This is a genomic window from Blastococcus sp. SYSU D01042 (assembly GCF_054050515.1).
In genome coordinates this window covers 20488-39467 of the sequence record NZ_JBJGZM010000010.1, presented here as the reverse complement: position 1 = coordinate 39467, position 18980 = coordinate 20488, and the positions used below count along the sequence as shown (strand labels likewise).

Genomic DNA, 18980 nt, shown 5'->3' with positions numbered 1-18980 from the left:
CCTCGACGCTAGTCCGTCCGCCCGTGCGGATCCGCCGTCACCTCCGGGCCGGGGTCAGGAGGCGATGCGCGCCGTGCGGGCGGTGCCGATGAGCGCCAGGCCGCCGAGCAGCGGCAGGGCGGCGAGCAGCAGCAGGCTGCGGTCGATGCCGAGCACCTCCCCGATGCCGCCGACGACGGCGGAGCCCACGCCCCCGCCGACCAGGAAGACCAGCGTCGCGATGCCGAGGGCCACTCCGCGGACGTCGGCCGGGACGGCGTCGCCCACGGCGGCCATCAGCGCGGGCTGGCCGAGCCCGAACGCCAGCGTCACCAGGACCACGGCCAGCACGAGGACCACCGCGGAGCTCGTGGCCGCGCCCAGCGCGGCGACCGCCAGGGCCAGCGCGGCGGTCGCGTCGGAGGTCATCAGCGACCGCACCGGACCGAGCCGGGCCAGCAGCGGACCGGCCAGCCGCGGGGCGAGGAACCCGGTGACGGCGCTGGGCACCAGCGCCAGCCCGACCTGCAGCGGCGTCCAGCCGCGCGCGGCCAGCACGGCCGGGACGGCGATCAGCAGGGCGAACCAGGCCGCCGGCACCGCCGAGGCGGCCAGGGCGCTGCGGACGACGACGGGTTCCCGGATCACCGACCTCGGGAGGAAGCCCTCCGGCCGGCGGCGCACCTGCGCCGCCACCGCGGGGACGCCCAGGGCGACCAGCAGGGCGCCGGCCGTCGCGACCAGGACCCCCGAGGCGGGCGACTGCACGAGCAGCACCAGGCCGGCGGCCGTGGCCGCGACGAGCACCGCCCCCAGGACGTCGAGGCGCGCGCCGGTCCCCTCGGTCGGCAGCGCACGCCACAGCGCGGGGATGACCAGGAGCCCGAGGGCGGGCAGGGCGACGACCGCACGCCACCCCGCCAGGTCGGCGACGAGGCCGCCCGCGAGCGGGCCGAGCGCGCTCACCGCGGCGGCGGTCCCGGCCACCTTGCCCAGGGCAGCCGTCCGGACGGCGCCGTCGTAGCGGGCGCTGACGATCGCCATCCCGAGCACGGGCACCGCGGCCGCACCGGTGCCCTGCAGCAGCCGGGCGCCGAGCAGCACCTCGATGCCGGGCGCGAAGCAGCCGAGCACGGCGCTGCCGGCCATCAGGCCGGTGCCCACGAGGAGGGGCAGCCGGATGCCGGCGAGGTCGGCGACCCGCCCGTATACGGCCGTCGCCACCGCCAGCATCAGCGCGTAGAGGCTGATGACCCAGGAGACGCCGCCGGTGGTGAGGTCGAGGTCCGCCGCGATCGCGGGGAGGGTGACGGCCACGGCCGCGCTGCCCATCCCGGCGAGGCCGAAGAGCAGCCCCACCAGCAGCGCGACCCGGCCGGCGTCGGTCTCCTCACCCACGCACGGCGCCAACCCGCGGGAGCCGGCGTCTGTTCCGCCCACCGTCAGCGGCGGGCGGATTCCTCGTCCGGCTCGTCGGCGAGGCGGGCCTCGGCCGCCGCCGCGGCCTCGGGCCCGCCGGTGGGCACCGAGCGCGCCGTCCCGTGGTCGACGTCCGGGGCGCCCGGAGTGGCCAGCTGACCGCGGGTCCGCAGCAGGCTGGCGATCGTCGCGACGAGCAGCACCCCCAGGATGATCGTGAGCGACAGCCAGATCGGGATCTCGGGCACCGCCTCGATGTGCTCGCCGCCGTTGATGAAGGGCAGCTCGTTGGTGTGCAGCGCCTCCATCACCAGCTTGACGCCGATGAACGCGAGGATGACCGCGAGGCCGACCGAGAGGTAGACCAACCGCTTGAGCAGCCCGCCGAGCAGGAAGTACAGCTGGCGCAGGCCCATGAGCGCGAACACGTTGGCGGTGAAGACGATGAAGGGCTCCTTGGTGAGCCCGAAGATCGCCGGGATGCTGTCCAGCGCGAAGAGCAGGTCGGTCGTCCCGAGCGCCAGGAAGACGATGATCATCGGGGTCCAGAGCTTCTTGCCGTTCTCGGTGACCCGGATCTTGGCGCCCTGGTAGTCCTGCGTCATCGGCAGCACCTTGCGCATGCGCCGGATGAACGCGTTCTCCTCGTAGTCCTCGTCCTCGCCGCGGTGCCGGACCAGGTTGATCGCGGTGTACACGAGGAAGGCACCGAAGATGTAGAAGACCCAGGTGAAGCGCTCGATCACCGCGGCGCCCAGCAGGATGAAGATCCCGCGCAGCACGAGCGCGATGATGATGCCCACCATGAGCGCTTCCTGCTGCAGGTGCCGCGGCACCTGGAAGCGGGCCATGATGATCACGAAGACGAAGAGGTTGTCGACCGACAGCGAGTACTCGGTCAGCCAGCCCGCGTAGAACTCGGTCGCGAACTGCCCGTCGGTGACGGCCAGGATGACCAGCCCGAACAGCAACGCCAGACCCACGTAGAAGCCGACCCAGATGCCGGCTTCCTTGACCGAGGGCTCGTGCGGGCGACGGGCCACGATCGCGAGGTCGGCGAGCAGCAACAGCGAGAGGCCGACGAACGTCGCGACCTCGAACCAGACGGGGATCTCCACGGGCGGGAACGCTACGAGGTCCCGGGGCGACCCGCCCGGCGGGGTGGGGAGCCGGCGGAAGCGCCCAGGTCAGGGCTGCCCGCCGGCTCCCCCGTGCCTCAGTCGCCCCGCGTGGCGTCCTGGCCCGAGACCGGCGCGGACGCCGGCTGGGGCGGCCCGTCGGCCCGGCCGGTGGCCCCCTCCTCGCGGTCGCCGGGGGCAGCGACGAGCCGCTCGCCGTCGTCGGCACCCGGGTCGGTCGCGTCCGTGGGGCTGGTGTAGCCCTGCGCCCGGTCCCGCTTGTTCTTCGCGAGGCTGGCCAGCGTCGTCACCAGCAGGGTCACGAGGATGACCGACAGCGAGAGCCAGGTGGGGATCTCCGGGATCGCGGTGACGTGCTCGCCGCCGTTGATGAACGGCAGCTCGTTGGTGTGCAGGGCGTGGATGAGCAGCTTGGCCCCGATGAAGCCCAGGATGACGGCCAGGCCGTAGGCCAGGTAGACCAGCCGGTCGAGCAGTCCGTCGATGAGGAAGAACAGCTGGCGCAGGCCGAGCAGCGCGAACGCGTTGGCGGCGAAGACCAGGTAGGTCTCCTGCGTCAGGCCGAAGATGGCCGGGATCGAGTCGACGGCGAAGAGTATGTCGGCGCTGCCGATGGCGACCAGCGCGATGGCCAGCGGCGTGATGTGCCGCTTGCCGTCGACCTTGGTCAGCATCTTGTCGCCGTGGTACTCCTCGGTGGTCGGGACGGCGCGGCGGGTGAGCCGCAGGAAGAAGTTCTCCTTGAACTCCTCGCTGTCGTCGTGCCCACCGCTGCGCGCCTGGGCCCACGCCGTGTAGACGAGGAAGCCGCCGAAGACGTAGAAGACCCAGCTGAAGTTCTCGATGGCCGCCGCACCGATGAAGATGAAGACGGTGCGCAGCACGAGGGCGAAGGCGATGCCGAACAGCAGCACCTTCTGCTGCAGCTCCCGCGGCACCGCGAAGCTGGCCATGATCAGCACGAAGACGAAGAGGTTGTCGACCGACAGGCTCTTCTCGGTGATGTAGCCCGCGAAGTACTCACCGCCGAACGTGCCGCCGGCGAAGATCAGCACGAGCAGGCCGAAGACGACGGCGATCGCGACGTAGACGGCCGACCAGGTGGCGGACTCGCGCAGCGAGGGCGCGTGCGGCGTGCGCACGTGGCCGTAGAAGTCGAACAGGAGCATGCCCACGATCGCGCCGACCGTGACTGCCCAGACCCAGAAGGGGACGTCCAACAGCTTCCTCCGATGACTGGCGACGCGTCAGTACCGGAGGTCTCTCCCACCGTGCCCCGCGAGGCGGCCGGCCGGCGGGCCGGGGGTCATGGGACCCCGTACTGACGACCTCACCGCGCGGGGATACTCCCCTCCACGGGCACACCGCAGGGGGTGCCCGTCGTGCACAACGCAGCCGGTCCGGGTCGAGTTCCCGGCGGCGGAGAATTTCTGCGGACGGTCAGTCCCCGGCCGCGACGAAGGCAGCGCGGGCGCGGTCCAGGAGCCGTGCCCGCTCGGCGGGCCGGAGGTACCCCGCCCCGATCTGCTCGTCGACGGCGGCGGCGTACCGCGCCAGGTAGCCCTCGACGTCGCCGTACCGCTGGCGCAGCTCCTGGGCGGTGAACGGCTGCCACCCGCCCCAGTTGCCGCAGACGTCGGTGATCGACGCGGTGCCGACCGGCCCGAGCGCGACCGGCACGGGACGCCCGAGCGGGACGACGGCGTCGGGGAACCGCACCCCGCCGAGCGGTTGGGCCGTGTCGTCGTCGACGGCTGGGACGAGCAGCGGCACCCCGGGCAGCGCGTTCACGTCCGCATCCGGAGCGGGCGGGACCAGGTCGAAGACGGCGTCGGGCGGCAGCGCGGTCCCCCCGGACGCCGGCAGCCGGACGAGGTCGGCGATGCCTGCGACCAGCGTGCGCAGGTGGGCGTCGTAGGCGATGGGGTTGCGGGGCACCTCGACGCCGCCGTTGCAGCCGAGAGCGCCGAACACCAGGGCGTCGGGATAGGCGGGGCCGGCGTGCGGGGCGGGCCAGTCGTACCGGAGGGCGCCGTGCGTGCGGTCGGCGTGCGCGGTGACGCTCGCCCGGAGGCGGTAGTAGTCGGTGTAGGTGGCGACGTCGACGTACAGCGGATCGCTCTCCGGCCGGGTGAGGATCCGCTCGTAGGGCAGCGGTACGCCGTCCGGCAGCAGGTAGGGCCGCTGCTGCTCCTCCCCCGCCAGCTGGTTGACCGCCAGCCAGTTGCCGGTGCCGGAGACGGTGAGCGCGGCGGCGTAGACCCCGGCGCCCGAGACCGGGTCGACGTTGACGCCCTCGGCGAGGAACGTGGTGACGAACCAGGCGCTCTGGCTGATGCCGGACAGCAGGGCCGTCCCGAAGCGGGGGACGGCGTCCGCGCCGGGGGTGCCGGCGCCGTCCGCGGCCCCGGTGAGCAGCCGACCGAACTCGCGCAGCACCACCTGGCCCACCCCCTGGGCGGTCACCGGGACGCCGGCGGCGATCCCGGCCTCCCACTGCACCCGGGCGTAGCCGAGGTCGAGCTCGCCGAGGAAGCCGGTCCCGCGTCCTGCCGGGTACACCGCGCCGGTCGGCGTGACGTCGGCCGAGCCGAGGGCGAACTGCTCCAGGGAGAGCAGCGTGGCCGGACGGCCGCGGTTCTCCACGTCGACGAGGACCAGGTCGCCCGCACCGCCGGGCGCGAGGACCTCGAACTCCGCGCTCCAGGCGTGGCGGCCCTGTTCGTCGGCGGGCAACCCGGTCAGGCCGGCCACCGCCTCCCCCGGACCGACGACGCCGTGCAGCGTGCCGGAGGTCCGCTGCCACCTCCGCCCGCCCAGCTCGATGGTGGCGGTGCCGGCCTCGACGCGGACGACGGCCGACGCCGGCTCCTCCCCCGCCGTCGCGGTGCGGTCGTCGGAGGGCCGGGAGCCGGCGGTGCGGGTCATGCGGGCTCCCCGGTCAGGCGTGCGCTGCGTCGAACTGGCGGAGTTCCTTCTTGAGCTCGGTCAGCTCGTCGCGCAGCCGGGCTGCGACCTCGAACTGCAGCTCCCGGGCAGCGGACAGCATCTGCTCGTTCATCGTCTGGATCATGTCGGCCAGCTCGGCGCGAGGCAGGCCCTGCACGTCGATCGAGCCGGCCTTGACCTTGGACTTGGACGATAGGCCGGGGACCGGGGCCTTCCCGCGCGACTGCTGACGCCCCGAGCCGCCGAGCATCTCGGTCGCCGCCTCGGCGTCCTCCGCCGCCTTGTAGATGCCGTCGAGGATGTCGACGATCTTCTTGCGCAGCGGCTGCGGGTCCACACCGTGCTCGGTGTTGTAGGCGATCTGCTTCTCGCGCCGCCGGTTCGTCTCGTCGATGGCCTGGGCCATCGAGGGCGTGATCGTGTCGGCGTACATGTGCACCTGGCCCGACACGTTGCGGGCCGCGCGGCCGATCGTCTGGATCAGCGACTTGCCCGAGCGGAGGAAGCCCTCCTTGTCGGCGTCGAGGATCGCGACCAGCGACACCTCGGGCAGGTCGAGGCCCTCGCGCAGCAGGTTGATGCCGACCAGCACGTCGTACTCGCCCTGGCGCAGCTCGCGCAGCAGCTCGACGCGGCGCAGCGTGTCCACCTCGGAGTGCAGGTACCGGACCTTGATGCCGAGCTCGAGCAGGTAGTCGGTGAGGTCCTCGGCCATCTTCTTGGTCAGCGTGGTGACCAGGATCCGCTCGTCCTTCTCGGTGCGGAGCCGGATCTCGTGGACCAGGTCGTCGATCTGGCCCTTGGTCGGCTTCACGACCACCTCGGGGTCGATCAGCCCGGTGGGCCGGATGACCTGCTCGACGACGTCGCCCTGGACCTTGCCCAGCTCGTAGTCGCCCGGGGTCGCGGAGAGGTAGACGCTCTGGTGGATCCGGTCGGTGAACTCCTCCCACTTCAGCGGGCGGTTGTCCATCGCGGACGGGAGCCGGAAGCCGTGCTCGACCAGCGTGCGCTTGCGGCTCATGTCGCCCTCGTACATGCCGCCGATCTGCGGCACCGTCACGTGCGACTCGTCGACGACCAGCAGGAAGTCGTCCGGGAAGTAGTCGATGAGGCAGGCGCCGGCGCTGCCGGGCGCGCGACCGTCGATGTGCCGCGAGTAGTTCTCGATGCCGGAGCAGAACCCGACCTGGCGCATCATCTCGATGTCGTAGGTCGTGCGCATGCGCAGCCGCTGCGCCTCGAGCAGCTTGCCCTGCCGCTCCAGCTCGGCGAGCCGGGTCTCGAGCTCGGCCTCGATGCTGCGGATCGCCCGCTCCATGCGGTCGGGCCCGGCGACGTAGTGGCTGGCCGGGAAGACGAACAGCTCGTCGACCTCGCGCACCACCTCACCGGTGAGCGGGTGCAGGTAGTACAGCCGCTCCACCTCGTCGCCGAACATCTCGATGCGGACGGCGAGCTCCTCGTACACCGGGAAGACCTCGATCGTGTCGCCCCGCACCCGGAAGGTGCCGCGGGTGAAGGAGAGGTCGTTGCGGGTGTACTGCTCGGTGACCAGGGTGCGCAGCAGCTCGTCCCGGTCGCGCTCCTCGCCGGTCCGGATCTTGAGCGCGCGCTCCACGTACTCCTGCGGGGTGCCCAGGCCGTAGATGCAGGAGACCGTGGACACCACCACGACGTCGCGCCGGGTGAGCAGGCTGTTGGTGGCGGAGTGGCGCAGCCGCTCGACCTCCTCGTTGATCGAGGAGTCCTTCTCGATGTACGTATCGGTCTGCGGGACGTACGCCTCGGGCTGGTAGTAGTCGTAGTAGGAGACGAAGTACTCCACCGCGGCGTCGGGCAGCAGCTCCTTGAACTCGTTGGCCAGCTGCGCGGCCAGCGTCTTGTTCGGCGCCATCACCAGCGTCGGGCGCTGCACCTGCTCGATCAGCCAGGCCGTCGTCGCCGACTTGCCGGTACCGGTGGCACCCAGCAGGACCGTGTCCTGCGCACCCGAGTTCACCCGCTCCGCGAGCGCCTTGATCGCAGCCGGCTGGTCACCCGCCGGCTCGAACTCGCTGACGACGCGGAAGCGGCCCTGCGTGGGCCTGATGTCGGAGGTCGTGCGCACGGGGACGACGGTACGACGGGGGTGCGACAGAACGCCGGGTCGCGCTCCCGCGACGCCCTGCTCAGGCGCCCCGCCGGGGGCGGTGGGGCGGACGGGACGGTCCCGCGGCAGGTACTTGCGGGCGGCGCGGGCGTCGCCCTAGCGTCCCGGCTCGCAGGTGCGGCCCCGGGGCCAGCGCCACCCGGATCCTCCGGGCGAGGTCGGCCCCGCCGCCCGGCGCACGGCGCCCCCGCGGACCTCCGCGGGGGCGCCGTCGTGCGTCCGCGACCGGGCGCCCGATCCCCTTCCGGAGCCGGGCAGGTCACACCGATCCCAGGTGTGCGGGGGCCCCCGGGAGGGCACGGACCCACGGTCGCCCCGTCCCGGCCTCCTCCGCAGCCCTGGAGAGAGGCCCAGCCCCGTGTGGGCACCCAGCAGGAGGAACCAGTCCATGACCCAGGTATGGCCCGGCAGCGCCTACCCCCTCGGGGCCACCTACGACGGCACCGGCACCAACTTCGCGATCTTCAGCGAGGTCGCCGACAAGGTCGAGCTCTGCCTCTTCGACGACGAGGGCAACGAGGAGCGCATCCGGCTGCCGGAGATGGACGGCTTCGTCTGGCACGCCTTCCTCCCGGGCATCCACCCCGGCCAGAAGTACGGCTTCCGGGTCCACGGCCCGCACGACCCCGCGCAGGGACTGCGCTGCAACCCGAGCAAGCTGCTGCTGGACCCATACGCCAAGGCGATCGACGGCCAGATCGACTGGGACCCCTCGGTCTTCGGCTACGACTTCGAGACCAAGGAGCGCAACGACGACGACTCCGCCGCGCACATGCCGAAGTCCGTCGTCGTCAACCCGTACTTCGACTGGGGCGTGGACCGCCCGCCGCGCATCCCCTACAACAAGACGGTCATCTACGAGGCCCACGTCAAGGGCCTGACGATGACCAATCCGCGCATCCCCGAGGAGCTGCGCGGCACCTACGCCGGCGTCGCGCACCCGGCGACCATCGAGCACCTCACCGACCTGGGCATCACCGCGATCGAGCTCATGCCCGTGCACCAGTTCGTGCAGGACGACACGCTGCTGCAGAAGGGCCTGCGCAACTACTGGGGCTACAACACGATCGGCTTCTTCGCGCCGCACAACGAGTACGCGCAGTCGAGCAACGGCCAGCAGGTGCAGGAGTTCAAGGGCATGGTCCGCGCCCTGCACGAGGCCGGCATCGAGGTCATCCTCGACGTCGTCTACAACCACACCGCCGAGGGCAACCACCTGGGCCCGACGCTGTCGTTCAAGGGCATCGACAACCGGACCTACTACCGGCTGGTCGAGGGCGACGAGCAGTACTACATGGACACCACGGGCACCGGGAACTCGCTCAACGTCCGGCTCCCGCAGTCGCTGCAGCTGATCATGGACTCGCTGCGGTACTGGGTCACCGAGATGCACGTCGACGGCTTCCGCTTCGACCTCGCCTCCACCCTGGCCCGCCAGTTCCACGAGGTGGACCGGCTCTCGGCGTTCTTCGACCTGGTGCACCAGGACCCGGTGGTCAGCCAGGTCAAGCTGATCGCCGAGCCCTGGGACATCGGTGACGGCGGCTACCAGGTCGGCAACTTCCCCGCGCTGTGGACCGAGTGGAACGGCAAGTACCGCGACACCGTCCGCGACTTCTGGCGCGGCGAGGGCGGGACCATCGGCGAGTTCGCCGACCGCATCTCCGGCTCCTCGGACCTCTACCAGCACTCCGGCCGGCGCCCGGTGGCGAGCATCAACTTCGTCACCGCGCACGACGGGTTCACCCTCAACGACCTGGTCTCCTACAACGAGAAGCACAACGAGGCCAACGGCGAGGGGAACAACGACGGCGAGAGCCACAACCGGAGCTGGAACCACGGCGTCGAGGGCGGGACCGACGATCCCGAGGTCCTCCAGCTGCGCGCCCAGCAGCGGCGCAACTTCATCGCCACGATGATGCTCAGCCAGGGCGTGCCGATGCTGCTGCACGGCGATGAGCTCGGCCGCTCGCAGGGCGGCAACAACAACGGCTACTGCCAGGACTCCGAGCTCACCTGGATCGACTGGGAGAACGTCGACGAGGGCCTGCTCGAGTTCACGAAGAAGGTCACCAGGCTCCGGTGCGACCACCCGACGTTCCGGCGTCGCCGCTTCTTCCACGGCCGTCCGGTGCGCCGGGGCCTGGGCGACCCGGTGCCCGACATCGCCTGGCTCACCCCCGCCGGCGAGGAGATGGCCGACGAGGACTGGGACGCCGCCCACGCCAGGTCGCTGGCGGTCTACCTCAACGGCGTCGGCATCCGCGAGATGGACGAGCGCGGCGAGTACGTCAAGGACGACCACTTCTACCTCGCCTACAACGCCTCGCCCGAGGCCATCGAGTTCACGCTGCCCAGCGACGACTACTCGCGGAACTGGACGACCGTCCTGGACACCGCCGAGATGCACGAGGTCGAGCCGGTCGAGGTCAAGCCGGGTGACACGGTGACCGTCCAGGGCCGCTCCGTCGTCGTCCTCACCGGGCCGGCGGAGTGAGCCCGGCGCAGGACCCCGGCGGCGAGCGTCGCCGGGACGTCCCCGCGGCGACCTACCGGCTGCAGGTGCACGCCGGCTTCGGGCTCGACGACGCCGCCGAGGTGGCCGGCTACCTGGCCGACCTCGGCGTGACGCACGCCTACTCCTCGCCGCTGCTGCGCTCCGCCGAGGGCAGCACCCACGGCTACGACACCGTGGACCACGCGCACATCGACGAGGCCCGCGGCGGGCAGGCCGGCTTCGACCGGTTCGTCGCCGCGCTGCACGAGCACGGCCTCGGGCTGGTGCTCGACCTGGTGCCCAACCACATGGGCGTCGACGACCCGGCCGCGGCGCCGTGGTGGTGGGACGTCCTGCAGCACGGGCAGGCCTCGGCGCACGCCGCCGCGTTCGACGTCGACTGGGACTTCGGCGGCGGCAAGGTCCGCATCCCCGTGCTCGGCTCGGCGGACGACGTCGACGAGCTGGAGGTCGTCGGCCGGGAGGGTGGGGGCAGCGGAGACGGCGAGCTCCGCTACTACGACAACCGCTTCCCGATCGCCCCGGGGACCGGCGGCGGCACGCCGCAGGAGGTGCACGCCCGCCAGCACTACGAGCTCGTGGACTGGCGGCGCGCGGACTCCGACCTCAACTACCGGCGCTTCTTCGCGATCAACACCCTGGCCGGGCTGCGCGTCGAGGACCCCGCGGTCTTCGACGCCACGCACGAGCTGGTGCTGCAGCTGGTCCGCGACGGCGCCGTGGACGGCCTGCGCATCGACCACCCGGACGGCCTGGCCGACCCCAAGGGCTACCTCGACCGCCTGGCCGCGGCGTCCGGGGGGCGCTGGACCGTGGTCGAGAAGATCCTCGAGCCCGGTGAGGAGCTGCCCGAGAGCTGGGCGACGGCGGGGACGACGGGCTACGACGCGCTCACCGAGGTCGACCGGGTGCTGGTCGACCCGGCCGGCGAGCCCGCGCTCACCGCGCTGGACACCGAGCTGTCCGGCGGCCCCGTCGACTACGCCGCGCTCGTGCGCAGCTGCAAGCGCGAGGTCACCGACGGCATGCTCGGCTCCGAGGTGGCCCGGCTGGTCCGCGTCATCGGGGACCTGGGCGGGCCGGGCGGCGGCGCGGTGGGCCGCGCCGAGCAGACCGAGGCGCTGGCCGAGCTCCTGGCCACGTTCGGCGTCTACCGCAGCTACCTGCCCGACGGGCGGGTGCACCTCGACGAGGCGGTCGCCGCCGTCCGGGAGCGCCGGCCGGACCTCGTCCCGGCGGTCGACGCCCTGTACCCGGTGCTCTCGCAGGCCGGCTCCGAGGCGGCCACCCGCTTCGAGCAGACCAGCGGCCCCGTCATGGCCAAGGGCGTCGAGGACAGCGCCTACTACCGCTGGTCCCGCTTCGTCGCGCTCAACGAGGTGGGCGGCGACCCGGCGCACTTCGGCGGCACGGTCGCGGACTTCCACGCCGCGCAGGTGCACCGGCTGGCGGTCAAGCCGCAGGCGATGACCACCCTGTCCACGCACGACACCAAGCGCAGCGAGGACGTGCGGGCACGGCTCGCGGTGCTCGCGGAGCTGCCCACCGAGTGGGCGCAGCTCGTGCGCGGCTGGCTGGACCGGCACCCGCTGGCCGACCGGCCGCTGGCGCACCTGGTGTGGCAGAACCTGGTCGGCGCCTGGCCGCTGTCGCGGGAGCGGGCGCACGCCTACGCGGAGAAGGCCGCGCGCGAGGCGGGCACCTCGACGACGTGGACCGACCCCTCCGAGGAGTTCGAGGCGCAGCTGCACGCCCTGGTCGACGCCGCCTACGACGACGCCGCGACGCACGCGGAGATCGAGGCGTTCGTCGCCCGCATCGCGCCGCTGGGCTGGGCGAACTCGCTGACGCAGAAGCTGCTGCAGCTCACGATGCCTGGCGTCCCCGACGTCTACCAGGGCACCGAGCTGCACGACCTCTCGCTGGTCGACCCGGACAACCGCCGTCCGGTCGACTACGCGCTGCGCCGCCGGCTGCTGGCCGAGCTGGACGGCGGTGCGGTGCCGGCCGTCGACGGCACGGGCGCGGCCAAGCTGCTGGTCACCTCGCGGGTGCTGCGGGCCCGGCGGGACACCCCGGAGCGCTTCGCCGGGTACGCGCCGGTCGAGGTGTCCGGACCGGCCGCCGACCACGTCGTCGCCTTCGACCGGGGCACCCCGGACCAGGACGGCGTCGTCGTCGTCGCCACCCGCCTGCCGGCCGGCCTGGCCGCGACCGGGTGGGGCGGCACCGCGCTGGAGCTGCCCACCGGCGCGTGGCGGGACCTGCTCACCGGCGAGCGGTTCGTCTCCGACGCCGCCGGGCTGGCCGCCGAGGTGCTGCTCGCCCGGCTGCCGGTGGCGCTGCTCGTCCGCGACTGACCCGACGAGATCGGCGATCTCGCGCGCTCCGGAGCCCGGAACCGCGCGAGTTCGCCGATCTCGCCCTTCTCGTGCGCCGTCTCGTGGTGTGATGCGCGCGTGCACATCGACGCGCTGTACCGCTTCCCGGTGAAGTCCCTGCTCGGCGAGCGCGTCGAGGAGGTCCGGCTGACCGGGCGCGGGGTCCTCGGCGACCGGGCCTACGCGCTGGTCGACGTCGAGGACGGCACCGTCGCCAGCGCCAAGCACCCGCGGAAGTGGGGCGCCCTGCTGGGGCTGTCCGCGCGGTTCGTCAGCGAGCCGGTCGCCGGCCGGCCCGCGCCGCCGGTCGCCATCTCGCTGCCCGGGGGCACCGAGCTGCGCAGCAACGAGCCGGGCACGGACGCCGCGCTCTCCGATCTCCTCGGCCGGCCCGTGCGGCTGACCAGCGAGGCCGTGGCCGGCAGCAAGTTCGAGGAGCAGTGGCCCGACATCGAGGGGCTCGCGCCGGAGTCGTTCATCGAGGGCACGACGCACGCCTTCGAGGGGTCCGAGCCGGTGAGCGCGATCGACCTGGGCCTCATGGCGCCGCCCGGCACGTTCTTCGACCTCGCCGCGCTGCACCTGCTCACCCGCTCGACCCTCGACCGGCTCACCGAGCTGGGGGACGGCGGGGACTTCGACGTGCTGCGCTACCGCCCCAACGTCCTGGTCGGCGGCACCGAGCCCGGCTTCGCCGAGGACGAGTGGGTCGGCCGCAGCGTCGCGCTCGGCGACTCGGCGCGCGCCGGCGTGAGCATGCTGACCATGCGCTGCGTGATGACCACCCTCGCCCACGGCGACCTGCCCGAGGACCGCGGCACCCTGCGGACCGTCGCCAGGCACCACCGCCGCGAGATCCCCGGCCTGGGCACCTGGGCCTGCGCCGGCGTCTACGCCGACGTCACCGGCGAGGGCGTGGTGCGCACCGGCGACCCGGTCGCGTTGGTCTGACCCCTCCCCCGCGCACGGGTCGCGGCATACTCCGCCGATGGCGCTGTACGACCGGATCGGCCGCTCCTACCGGCGCACCCGGCAGGCCGATCCGCGGATCGCGGCCGCCATCCGGGAAGCCCTCGGCGACGTGCGCAGCGTCGTCAACGTCGGCGCCGGCGCGGGCGCGTACGAGCCGCCCGTGACGGTGCTGGCGGTCGAGCCCAGCCGCGTGATGCTCGACCAGCGCCCCGCGGACGCCGCGCCGGCCGTCCAGGCGGTCGCCGAGGCGCTGCCGCTGGCCGACGACGCGGTCGACGCGGCGCTCGCCGTCCTCACCGTCCACCACTGGAGCGACGTCGCGGCCGGGGTGGCCGAGCTGCGCCGCGTCGCCCGGCGACGGGCGGTCTTCTTCACCTGGTGGCCCGAGCGGATGGCCGAGTTCTGGCTGCTGCGCGACTACCTGCCCGCGGCGGCGGAGACCGACGCGCGCATGGCGCACCAGGTGGCGCGGTTGAGCGAACTCCTCGGGAACGAGGCCGACGTCCGGTCGGTGCCGGTGCCGCACGACTGCGTCGACGGGTTCGGCGCCGCCTTCTGGCGCCGTCCCGAGGCCTACCTCGACCCCGACGTGCGGGCGGGCATGTCGCTGTTCGCGACGACCGACCCCGACGCCGTGCGCGACGGGCTGGCCCGCCTCGAGGACGACGTCCGCTCGGGCGCGTGGCACCGCGCGCACGCCGACCTGGTGCAGGCCGACGTCCTCGACGTCGGGTACTGCACGGTCGCCGTCGACCTCTGACCGCGCCGGAGGTTGACCGGCCGCGGTCCGGGCATGATCCGACCGCTCCCCACCCGTCGTCCGCCCCGGAGGCCCCCGCATGTCCGCACCCGTCGAGTTCGCCGTCTGGGCACCGCTGCCGGAACGGGTGCGCATCCAGGTCGACGGCAGCGTGCACGACATGACCCGGGACGACGACGGCTGGTGGCGCGCCGACGTCGAGGCCGGCCCGGAGGCCGACTACGGCTTCCTGCTCGACGGGAACGGGACACCCCGCCCCGACCCCCGCTCGCGGCGGCAGCCCGAGGGCGTGCACGGCCTGTCCCGCCGGTACGAGCCGGACTCCTACGAGTGGGGCGACGGCGCCTGGACCGGGCGTCCGCTGGCCGGCGGCGTCGTGTACGAGCTGCACGTCGGGACCTTCACCCCCGAGGGCACCCTCGACGCGGCGATCGGCCGGCTCGGCCACCTGGTCCGCCTCGGCGTGGACTTCGTCGAGCTGCTGCCGGTCAACGGCTTCAACGGCACGCACAACTGGGGCTACGACGGCGTGCTCTGGTACGCGGTGCAGGAGGAGTACGGCGGCCCCGCGGCCTACCAGCGGTTCGTCGACGCCTGCCACCAGCAGGGGCTCGGCGTGATCCAGGACGTCGTCTACAACCACCTCGGCCCGTCCGGGAACTACCTGCCCGAGTTCTTCCCGATCTTCGCCGAGGGCGGGGCGAACACCTGGGGCAACTCGATCAACCTCTCCGGGCCGGACTCCGACGAGGTGCGCCGGTACGTCATCGACAACGCGCTCATGTGGCTGCGCGACATGCACGTCGACGGGCTGCGGCTGGACGCCGTCCACGCCCTGGTCGACGAGCGGGCCACGCACGTGCTGGAGGAGATGGCGCAGGAGGTGGACAAGTTGTCGGTCGCCGTCGGCCGGCCGCTGACCCTCATCGCCGAGAGCGACCTCAACGACCCGCGCATGGTCACCCCGCGGGTCGCCGGCGGCCTGGGGCTGACCGCTCAGTGGAGCGACGACTTCCACCACTCCCTGCACTCCACGCTGACCGGCGAGGGCCAGGGCTACTACGCCGACTTCGCCGAGGCCGGCATCGGCGGCCTGGCCAAGGTGCTCACCGGGGCCTTCTTCCACGACGGCGCCTGGTCGAGCTTCCGGCGTCGGCACCACGGCCGCCCGGTCGACACCGCGACCCTGCCGGGCTGGAAGTTCCTCGGCTACCTGCAGGACCACGACCAGATCGGCAACCGCGCCGTCGGCGACCGCATCTCGGCCACCCTCTCCCCCGGGCTGCTGGCCGTCGGCGCGACGATCGTGCTGACCAGCCCGTTCACGCCGATGCTGTTCATGGGCGAGGAGTGGGGGGCCACCACCCCGTGGCAGTTCTTCACCAGCCACCCCGAGCCCGAGCTGGGCAAGGCTACGGCCGAGGGCCGGATCGGGGAGTTCGCCGAGCACGGGTGGGACGCCGACGTCGTCCCCGATCCGCAGGACCCGGAGACCTTCACCCGGTCGAAGCTGGACTGGTCCGAGCTGTCGCAGGAGCCGCACGACCGCCTGCTGTCGGTGCACCGCTCGCTGCTCGCGCTGCGCCGCGCGCACCCCGACCTGGTGGACCCCGACCTGGCCGGCGTCCAGGTCGAGTGGGACGACGCGGACCGCTGGCTGGTCGTGCACCGCGGCGCCCTGCGGGTCGTGGTCAACCTGGCGGAGGAGCCCCGGGAGATCGACCTGGACCGGCCCGCCGACGAGGTCCTCTTCGCCACCGGCGAGCTGCCCACGGTCGACCGGGACACCGTGACCCTGCCGGCGGAGAGCGCGGCCGTCCTCAGCACCCGCTGACGTGCGCCGCCTCCACCCCTCGCCCTCGGGCGAGCTCGACGACGCCGCGCTGGCCGAGGCCTACCGGCTGCCGGCCGGGCGGTCGGTGCGGATGGACTTCGTCGCCTCGCTGGACGGCGCGGTCAGCGTCGACGGGCGCAGTGCCGGGCTCGGTTCGCCCGGGGACGAGCGGGTGTTCCGCGTGCTCCGGGCGCTGGCCGACGTCGTCCTGGTCGGGGCGGGGACCGCGACCACCGAGGGGTACCGGCCCGTGCGGCCCGGCTCCCCGGTCGGCGAGCTGCGGGCGTCCCTCGGCCGGCCGGCGACGCTGCCGATCGCGGTGGTGACGCGGCAGGCCTCGCTCGACCCGGCCACGGCGCTGGCCGCCGACGCCGGCACGCTGGTGGTCACCTGCGCGGCCGCGGACCCCGACCGCCGCGCGGCCCTGGCCGCCGCCGGCGCCACCGTGCTCCTCTGCGGTGACGACGACGTCGACCTGCCCGCCGCCGTGACCGCGTTGGCCGACCGGGGCCTGGAGCAGGTGACGTGCGAGGGTGGCCCGCAGCTGCTGCACGCGGCGCTGGGCGCCGGGGTGGTCGACGAGCTGGACCTGACGATCGCGCCGGCCCTGGTCGGGGCGGCGCACCGGCTCCTGCCCGACGGGCTGCCCTCGCCGGTCGCGCTGGAGCTGCGCCAGGTGCTGGAGGAGGAGGGCGTGCTGTTCACCCGCTACCGGGTGACCGCCGCCCACGGCTGAGGATCGTCGGCGAGGAGCAGGCATGGCAGCGCTGGACCGGGACGTCGTCGCCGGGCGGATCGCCGGCTTCCCGCGGGTGGCCGCCGACCGGCCGGAGCTCAAGCAGGCGGCGGTCGCGCTCTGCGTCACCGAGGCCGACGGCGTCCCGACGCTGGTGATCACCCGCCGCGCGGCCGGGCTGCGGGCGCACGCCGGCCAGTGGGCGCTGCCCGGCGGCCGGCTCGACGCCGGCGAGGGCCCGCCCGAGGGCGCGCTGCGCGAGCTGCACGAGGAGATCGGGGTCGACCTGGGTCCGGGAGCGGTCCTCGGCCTGCTCGACGACTACGTGACGCGGTCGGGCTACGTGATGACGCCGGTGGTGTGCTGGGCCGGTCCGGTGACGGGGTTCGCCGGGTCCGAGCCGGAGGTGGCCGCGGTGTTCGAGGTGCCGCTGACCGACCTCGACGTCGACCCGGTGTTCGAGTCCATCCCGGAGTCCGACGGGCCGGTCATCAAGCTGCCCCTGCTGGGTGGCTTCGTGCACGCCCCGACCGCCGCGGTGGTCCACCAGTTCTGCCGGATCGCCTGCCGGGGCGAGGTCGAGCGGGTGGCCGGCTACGAGCAGCCGGTCTTCGCCTGGCGCTAGGAGTCGTCGGCGCGGGCCCCGGGCCGGCGGTAGCCGACGGACTGCGCCCGGCGCAGGGCCTCGATCGTCTCCTCGACGGTGAGCAGCACCGTCGTCTCGATCGCACCGAGCGCCCCTCCCCCGCCGATGGCCAGGACGACCGACGCCATCGCGACGTCGTCCGGGGCCTCCCACAGCGTGACGCCGTCGTGCTCGCCGAACGAGTACCAGAACCCGTGCAGCCGGCCGCCGACCGACTCGATGTAGGCCGACGCCGCCCGGCGGCGGTCCTCGGGCTCGACGATGAGCATCGCCCACGTCTCCGGGGTGTAGCGGAACCGCGTCAGGTACATGGGCATCGGCGTGCCTCCCGATCGGCCCCCGCGCTCCCCGAGGCTAGGAGCGGCGGCCCACCCGGTCGAGACCCCCGCGCCCCGGGGCGGGGGCTGCTTGGATACCGGCATGGACCTGCCCCTGCTGCCGCCGGTGAAGCCGATGCTGGCCAAGGCCGCCACGACGCTGCCCACCGGTGACGGCCTGTTCTACGAGCCCAAGTGGGACGGCTTCCGCTGCATCGTCTTCCGGGACGGCGACGAGGTGGAGCTGGGCAGCCGCAACGAGCGCCCGCTCACCCGCTACTTCCCCGAGGTCGTCGAGGCGGTCAAGCAGCACCTGCCGGAGCGCTGCGTGGTGGACGGCGAGATCGTCGTCCCGGCCGGCGACCGGCTGCACTTCGAGGCCCTGCTGCAGCGCATCCACCCGGCCGAGTCCCGCGTGCGGCTGCTCGCCGAGCAGACCCCGGCGTCCTTCGTCGCCTTCGACCTGCTCGCGCTGGGCGACGAGTCGCTGCTCGAGCTGCCCTTCGCCGAGCGGCGGCAGCGGCTGCAGACGGCGCTGGCCGGCACCCGGCCCCCGGTCTACCTGACCGGCATCACCCGGGACGCCGCGACCGCGCAGCGCTGGTTCGACACGTTCGAGGGCGCCGGTCTGGACGGCGTGGTCGCCAAGCAGGCCGACCTCCCCTACGGCCCCGACCAGCGGCTGATGACCAAGGTCAAGCACGTGCGCACCGCCGACTGCGTGGTCGCGGGCTTCCGCTGGCACAAGAGCGGGCCGATCGTCGGCTCGCTGCTGCTCGGGCTGTACGACGAGGGCGGGCTGCAGCACATCGGCGTCGCGGCATCCTTCCCGATGAAGCGGCGCGCGGAGCTGGTGGAGGAGCTGGAGCCCTACCGGGCGCAGGCGCTGGACGGGCACCCGTGGCAGGACTGGGCCAACGCCCAGGTCCAGGAGAACGGGGAGAACCGCATGCCGGGGGCGGTCAGCCGGTGGAACGCGAAGAAGGACCTCTCCTGGGTGCCGCTGCGCCCGGACCTGGTCGTGGAGATCAAGTACGACCAGCTGGAGGGCCGTCGACTTCGTCACACCGGTCAGTTCCTGCGCTGGCGGCCCGACCGCGAGCCGCTCAGCTGCACGTACGACCAGCTCGACGTGCCGGTGCGCTACGACCTGGCCGAGGTGCTCGAGACGCCCTGAC

General features: G+C 73.2%; 14 protein-coding genes. 8 read left to right on the top strand and 6 right to left on the bottom strand.

The window, feature by feature from the left end; genetic code table 11:
- Positions 1-54: 54 nt before the first annotated feature.
- The 5 genes from ACI79H_RS16840 to uvrB form a co-directional block, all read right to left on the bottom strand.
- Positions 55-1377 carry an MFS transporter gene (locus tag ACI79H_RS16840; protein ID WP_456555562.1) on the bottom strand — a complete coding sequence of 441 codons (1323 nt, stop codon included), beginning with the start codon at positions 1375-1377 and terminating at the stop codon, positions 55-57.
- A gap of 44 nt (positions 1378-1421) precedes the next feature.
- Positions 1422-2516, bottom strand: coding sequence for a TerC family protein (locus ACI79H_RS16835; protein ID WP_456555561.1), 1095 nt, complete (start codon positions 2514-2516; stop codon positions 1422-1424).
- A 98-nt stretch (positions 2517-2614) separates the two neighbouring features.
- A complete protein-coding gene (locus ACI79H_RS16830) occupies positions 2615-3757 on the bottom strand; it encodes a TerC family protein (RefSeq protein ID WP_456555560.1) in 1143 nt (380 codons plus the stop codon).
- Between the two features lie 220 nt (positions 3758-3977).
- On the bottom strand, positions 3978-5465 hold the full coding sequence (locus tag ACI79H_RS16825) for an alpha/beta hydrolase domain-containing protein (RefSeq protein ID WP_456555559.1): 1488 nt from the start codon (positions 5463-5465) through the stop codon (positions 3978-3980).
- A gap of 13 nt (positions 5466-5478) precedes the next feature.
- On the bottom strand, positions 5479-7596 hold the full coding sequence (gene uvrB / locus ACI79H_RS16820) for an excinuclease ABC subunit UvrB (protein WP_456555558.1): 2118 nt from the start codon (positions 7594-7596) through the stop codon (positions 5479-5481).
- 430 nt (positions 7597-8026) lie between these two features.
- On the opposite strand from uvrB, the gene glgX reads away from it, so the two are divergent.
- From glgX to ACI79H_RS16785, 7 genes are all read left to right on the top strand, one after another.
- The gene (gene glgX / locus ACI79H_RS16815; RefSeq protein ID WP_456555557.1) at positions 8027-10135 is read left to right on the top strand and encodes a glycogen debranching protein GlgX; all 2109 of its coding nucleotides are present in this window, start codon (positions 8027-8029) and stop codon (positions 10133-10135) included.
- Positions 10132-12516, top strand: coding sequence for a malto-oligosyltrehalose synthase (gene treY, locus ACI79H_RS16810; RefSeq protein WP_456555556.1), 2385 nt, complete (start codon positions 10132-10134; stop codon positions 12514-12516). Before glgX ends, treY begins: the two co-directional genes overlap by 4 nt.
- A gap of 99 nt (positions 12517-12615) precedes the next feature.
- Positions 12616-13488 (top strand): MOSC domain-containing protein, encoded by an 873-nt coding sequence (locus ACI79H_RS16805; protein WP_456555555.1) that lies wholly within the window; start codon positions 12616-12618, stop codon positions 13486-13488.
- 37 nt (positions 13489-13525) lie between these two features.
- Positions 13526-14269, top strand: coding sequence for a methyltransferase domain-containing protein (locus tag ACI79H_RS16800; protein WP_456555554.1), 744 nt, complete (start codon positions 13526-13528; stop codon positions 14267-14269).
- Between the two features lie 79 nt (positions 14270-14348).
- Entirely contained in the window at positions 14349-16103 is a 1755-nt protein-coding gene (gene treZ, locus ACI79H_RS16795) for a malto-oligosyltrehalose trehalohydrolase (RefSeq protein WP_456555553.1), read from the top strand.
- Between the two features lies 1 nt (position 16104).
- Complete coding sequence (locus ACI79H_RS16790) at positions 16105-16839, top strand: dihydrofolate reductase family protein (RefSeq protein WP_456555552.1); 735 nt, start codon at positions 16105-16107, stop codon at positions 16837-16839.
- A 22-nt stretch (positions 16840-16861) separates the two neighbouring features.
- Positions 16862-17464 (top strand): NUDIX hydrolase, encoded by a 603-nt coding sequence (locus ACI79H_RS16785; RefSeq protein ID WP_456555551.1) that lies wholly within the window; start codon positions 16862-16864, stop codon positions 17462-17464.
- Here the strand turns inward: ACI79H_RS16785 and ACI79H_RS16780 are convergent.
- Positions 17461-17802 (bottom strand): GYD domain-containing protein, encoded by a 342-nt coding sequence (locus ACI79H_RS16780; RefSeq protein ID WP_456555550.1) that lies wholly within the window; start codon positions 17800-17802, stop codon positions 17461-17463. The genes ACI79H_RS16785 and ACI79H_RS16780 overlap by 4 nt on opposite strands.
- 103 nt (positions 17803-17905) lie before the next feature.
- Here ACI79H_RS16780 and ACI79H_RS16775 point away from each other — a divergent pair, with 103 nt between their 5' ends.
- Positions 17906-18979 (top strand): ATP-dependent DNA ligase, encoded by a 1074-nt coding sequence (locus ACI79H_RS16775; protein WP_456555549.1) that lies wholly within the window; start codon positions 17906-17908, stop codon positions 18977-18979.
- Position 18980 lies beyond the last annotated feature (1 nt).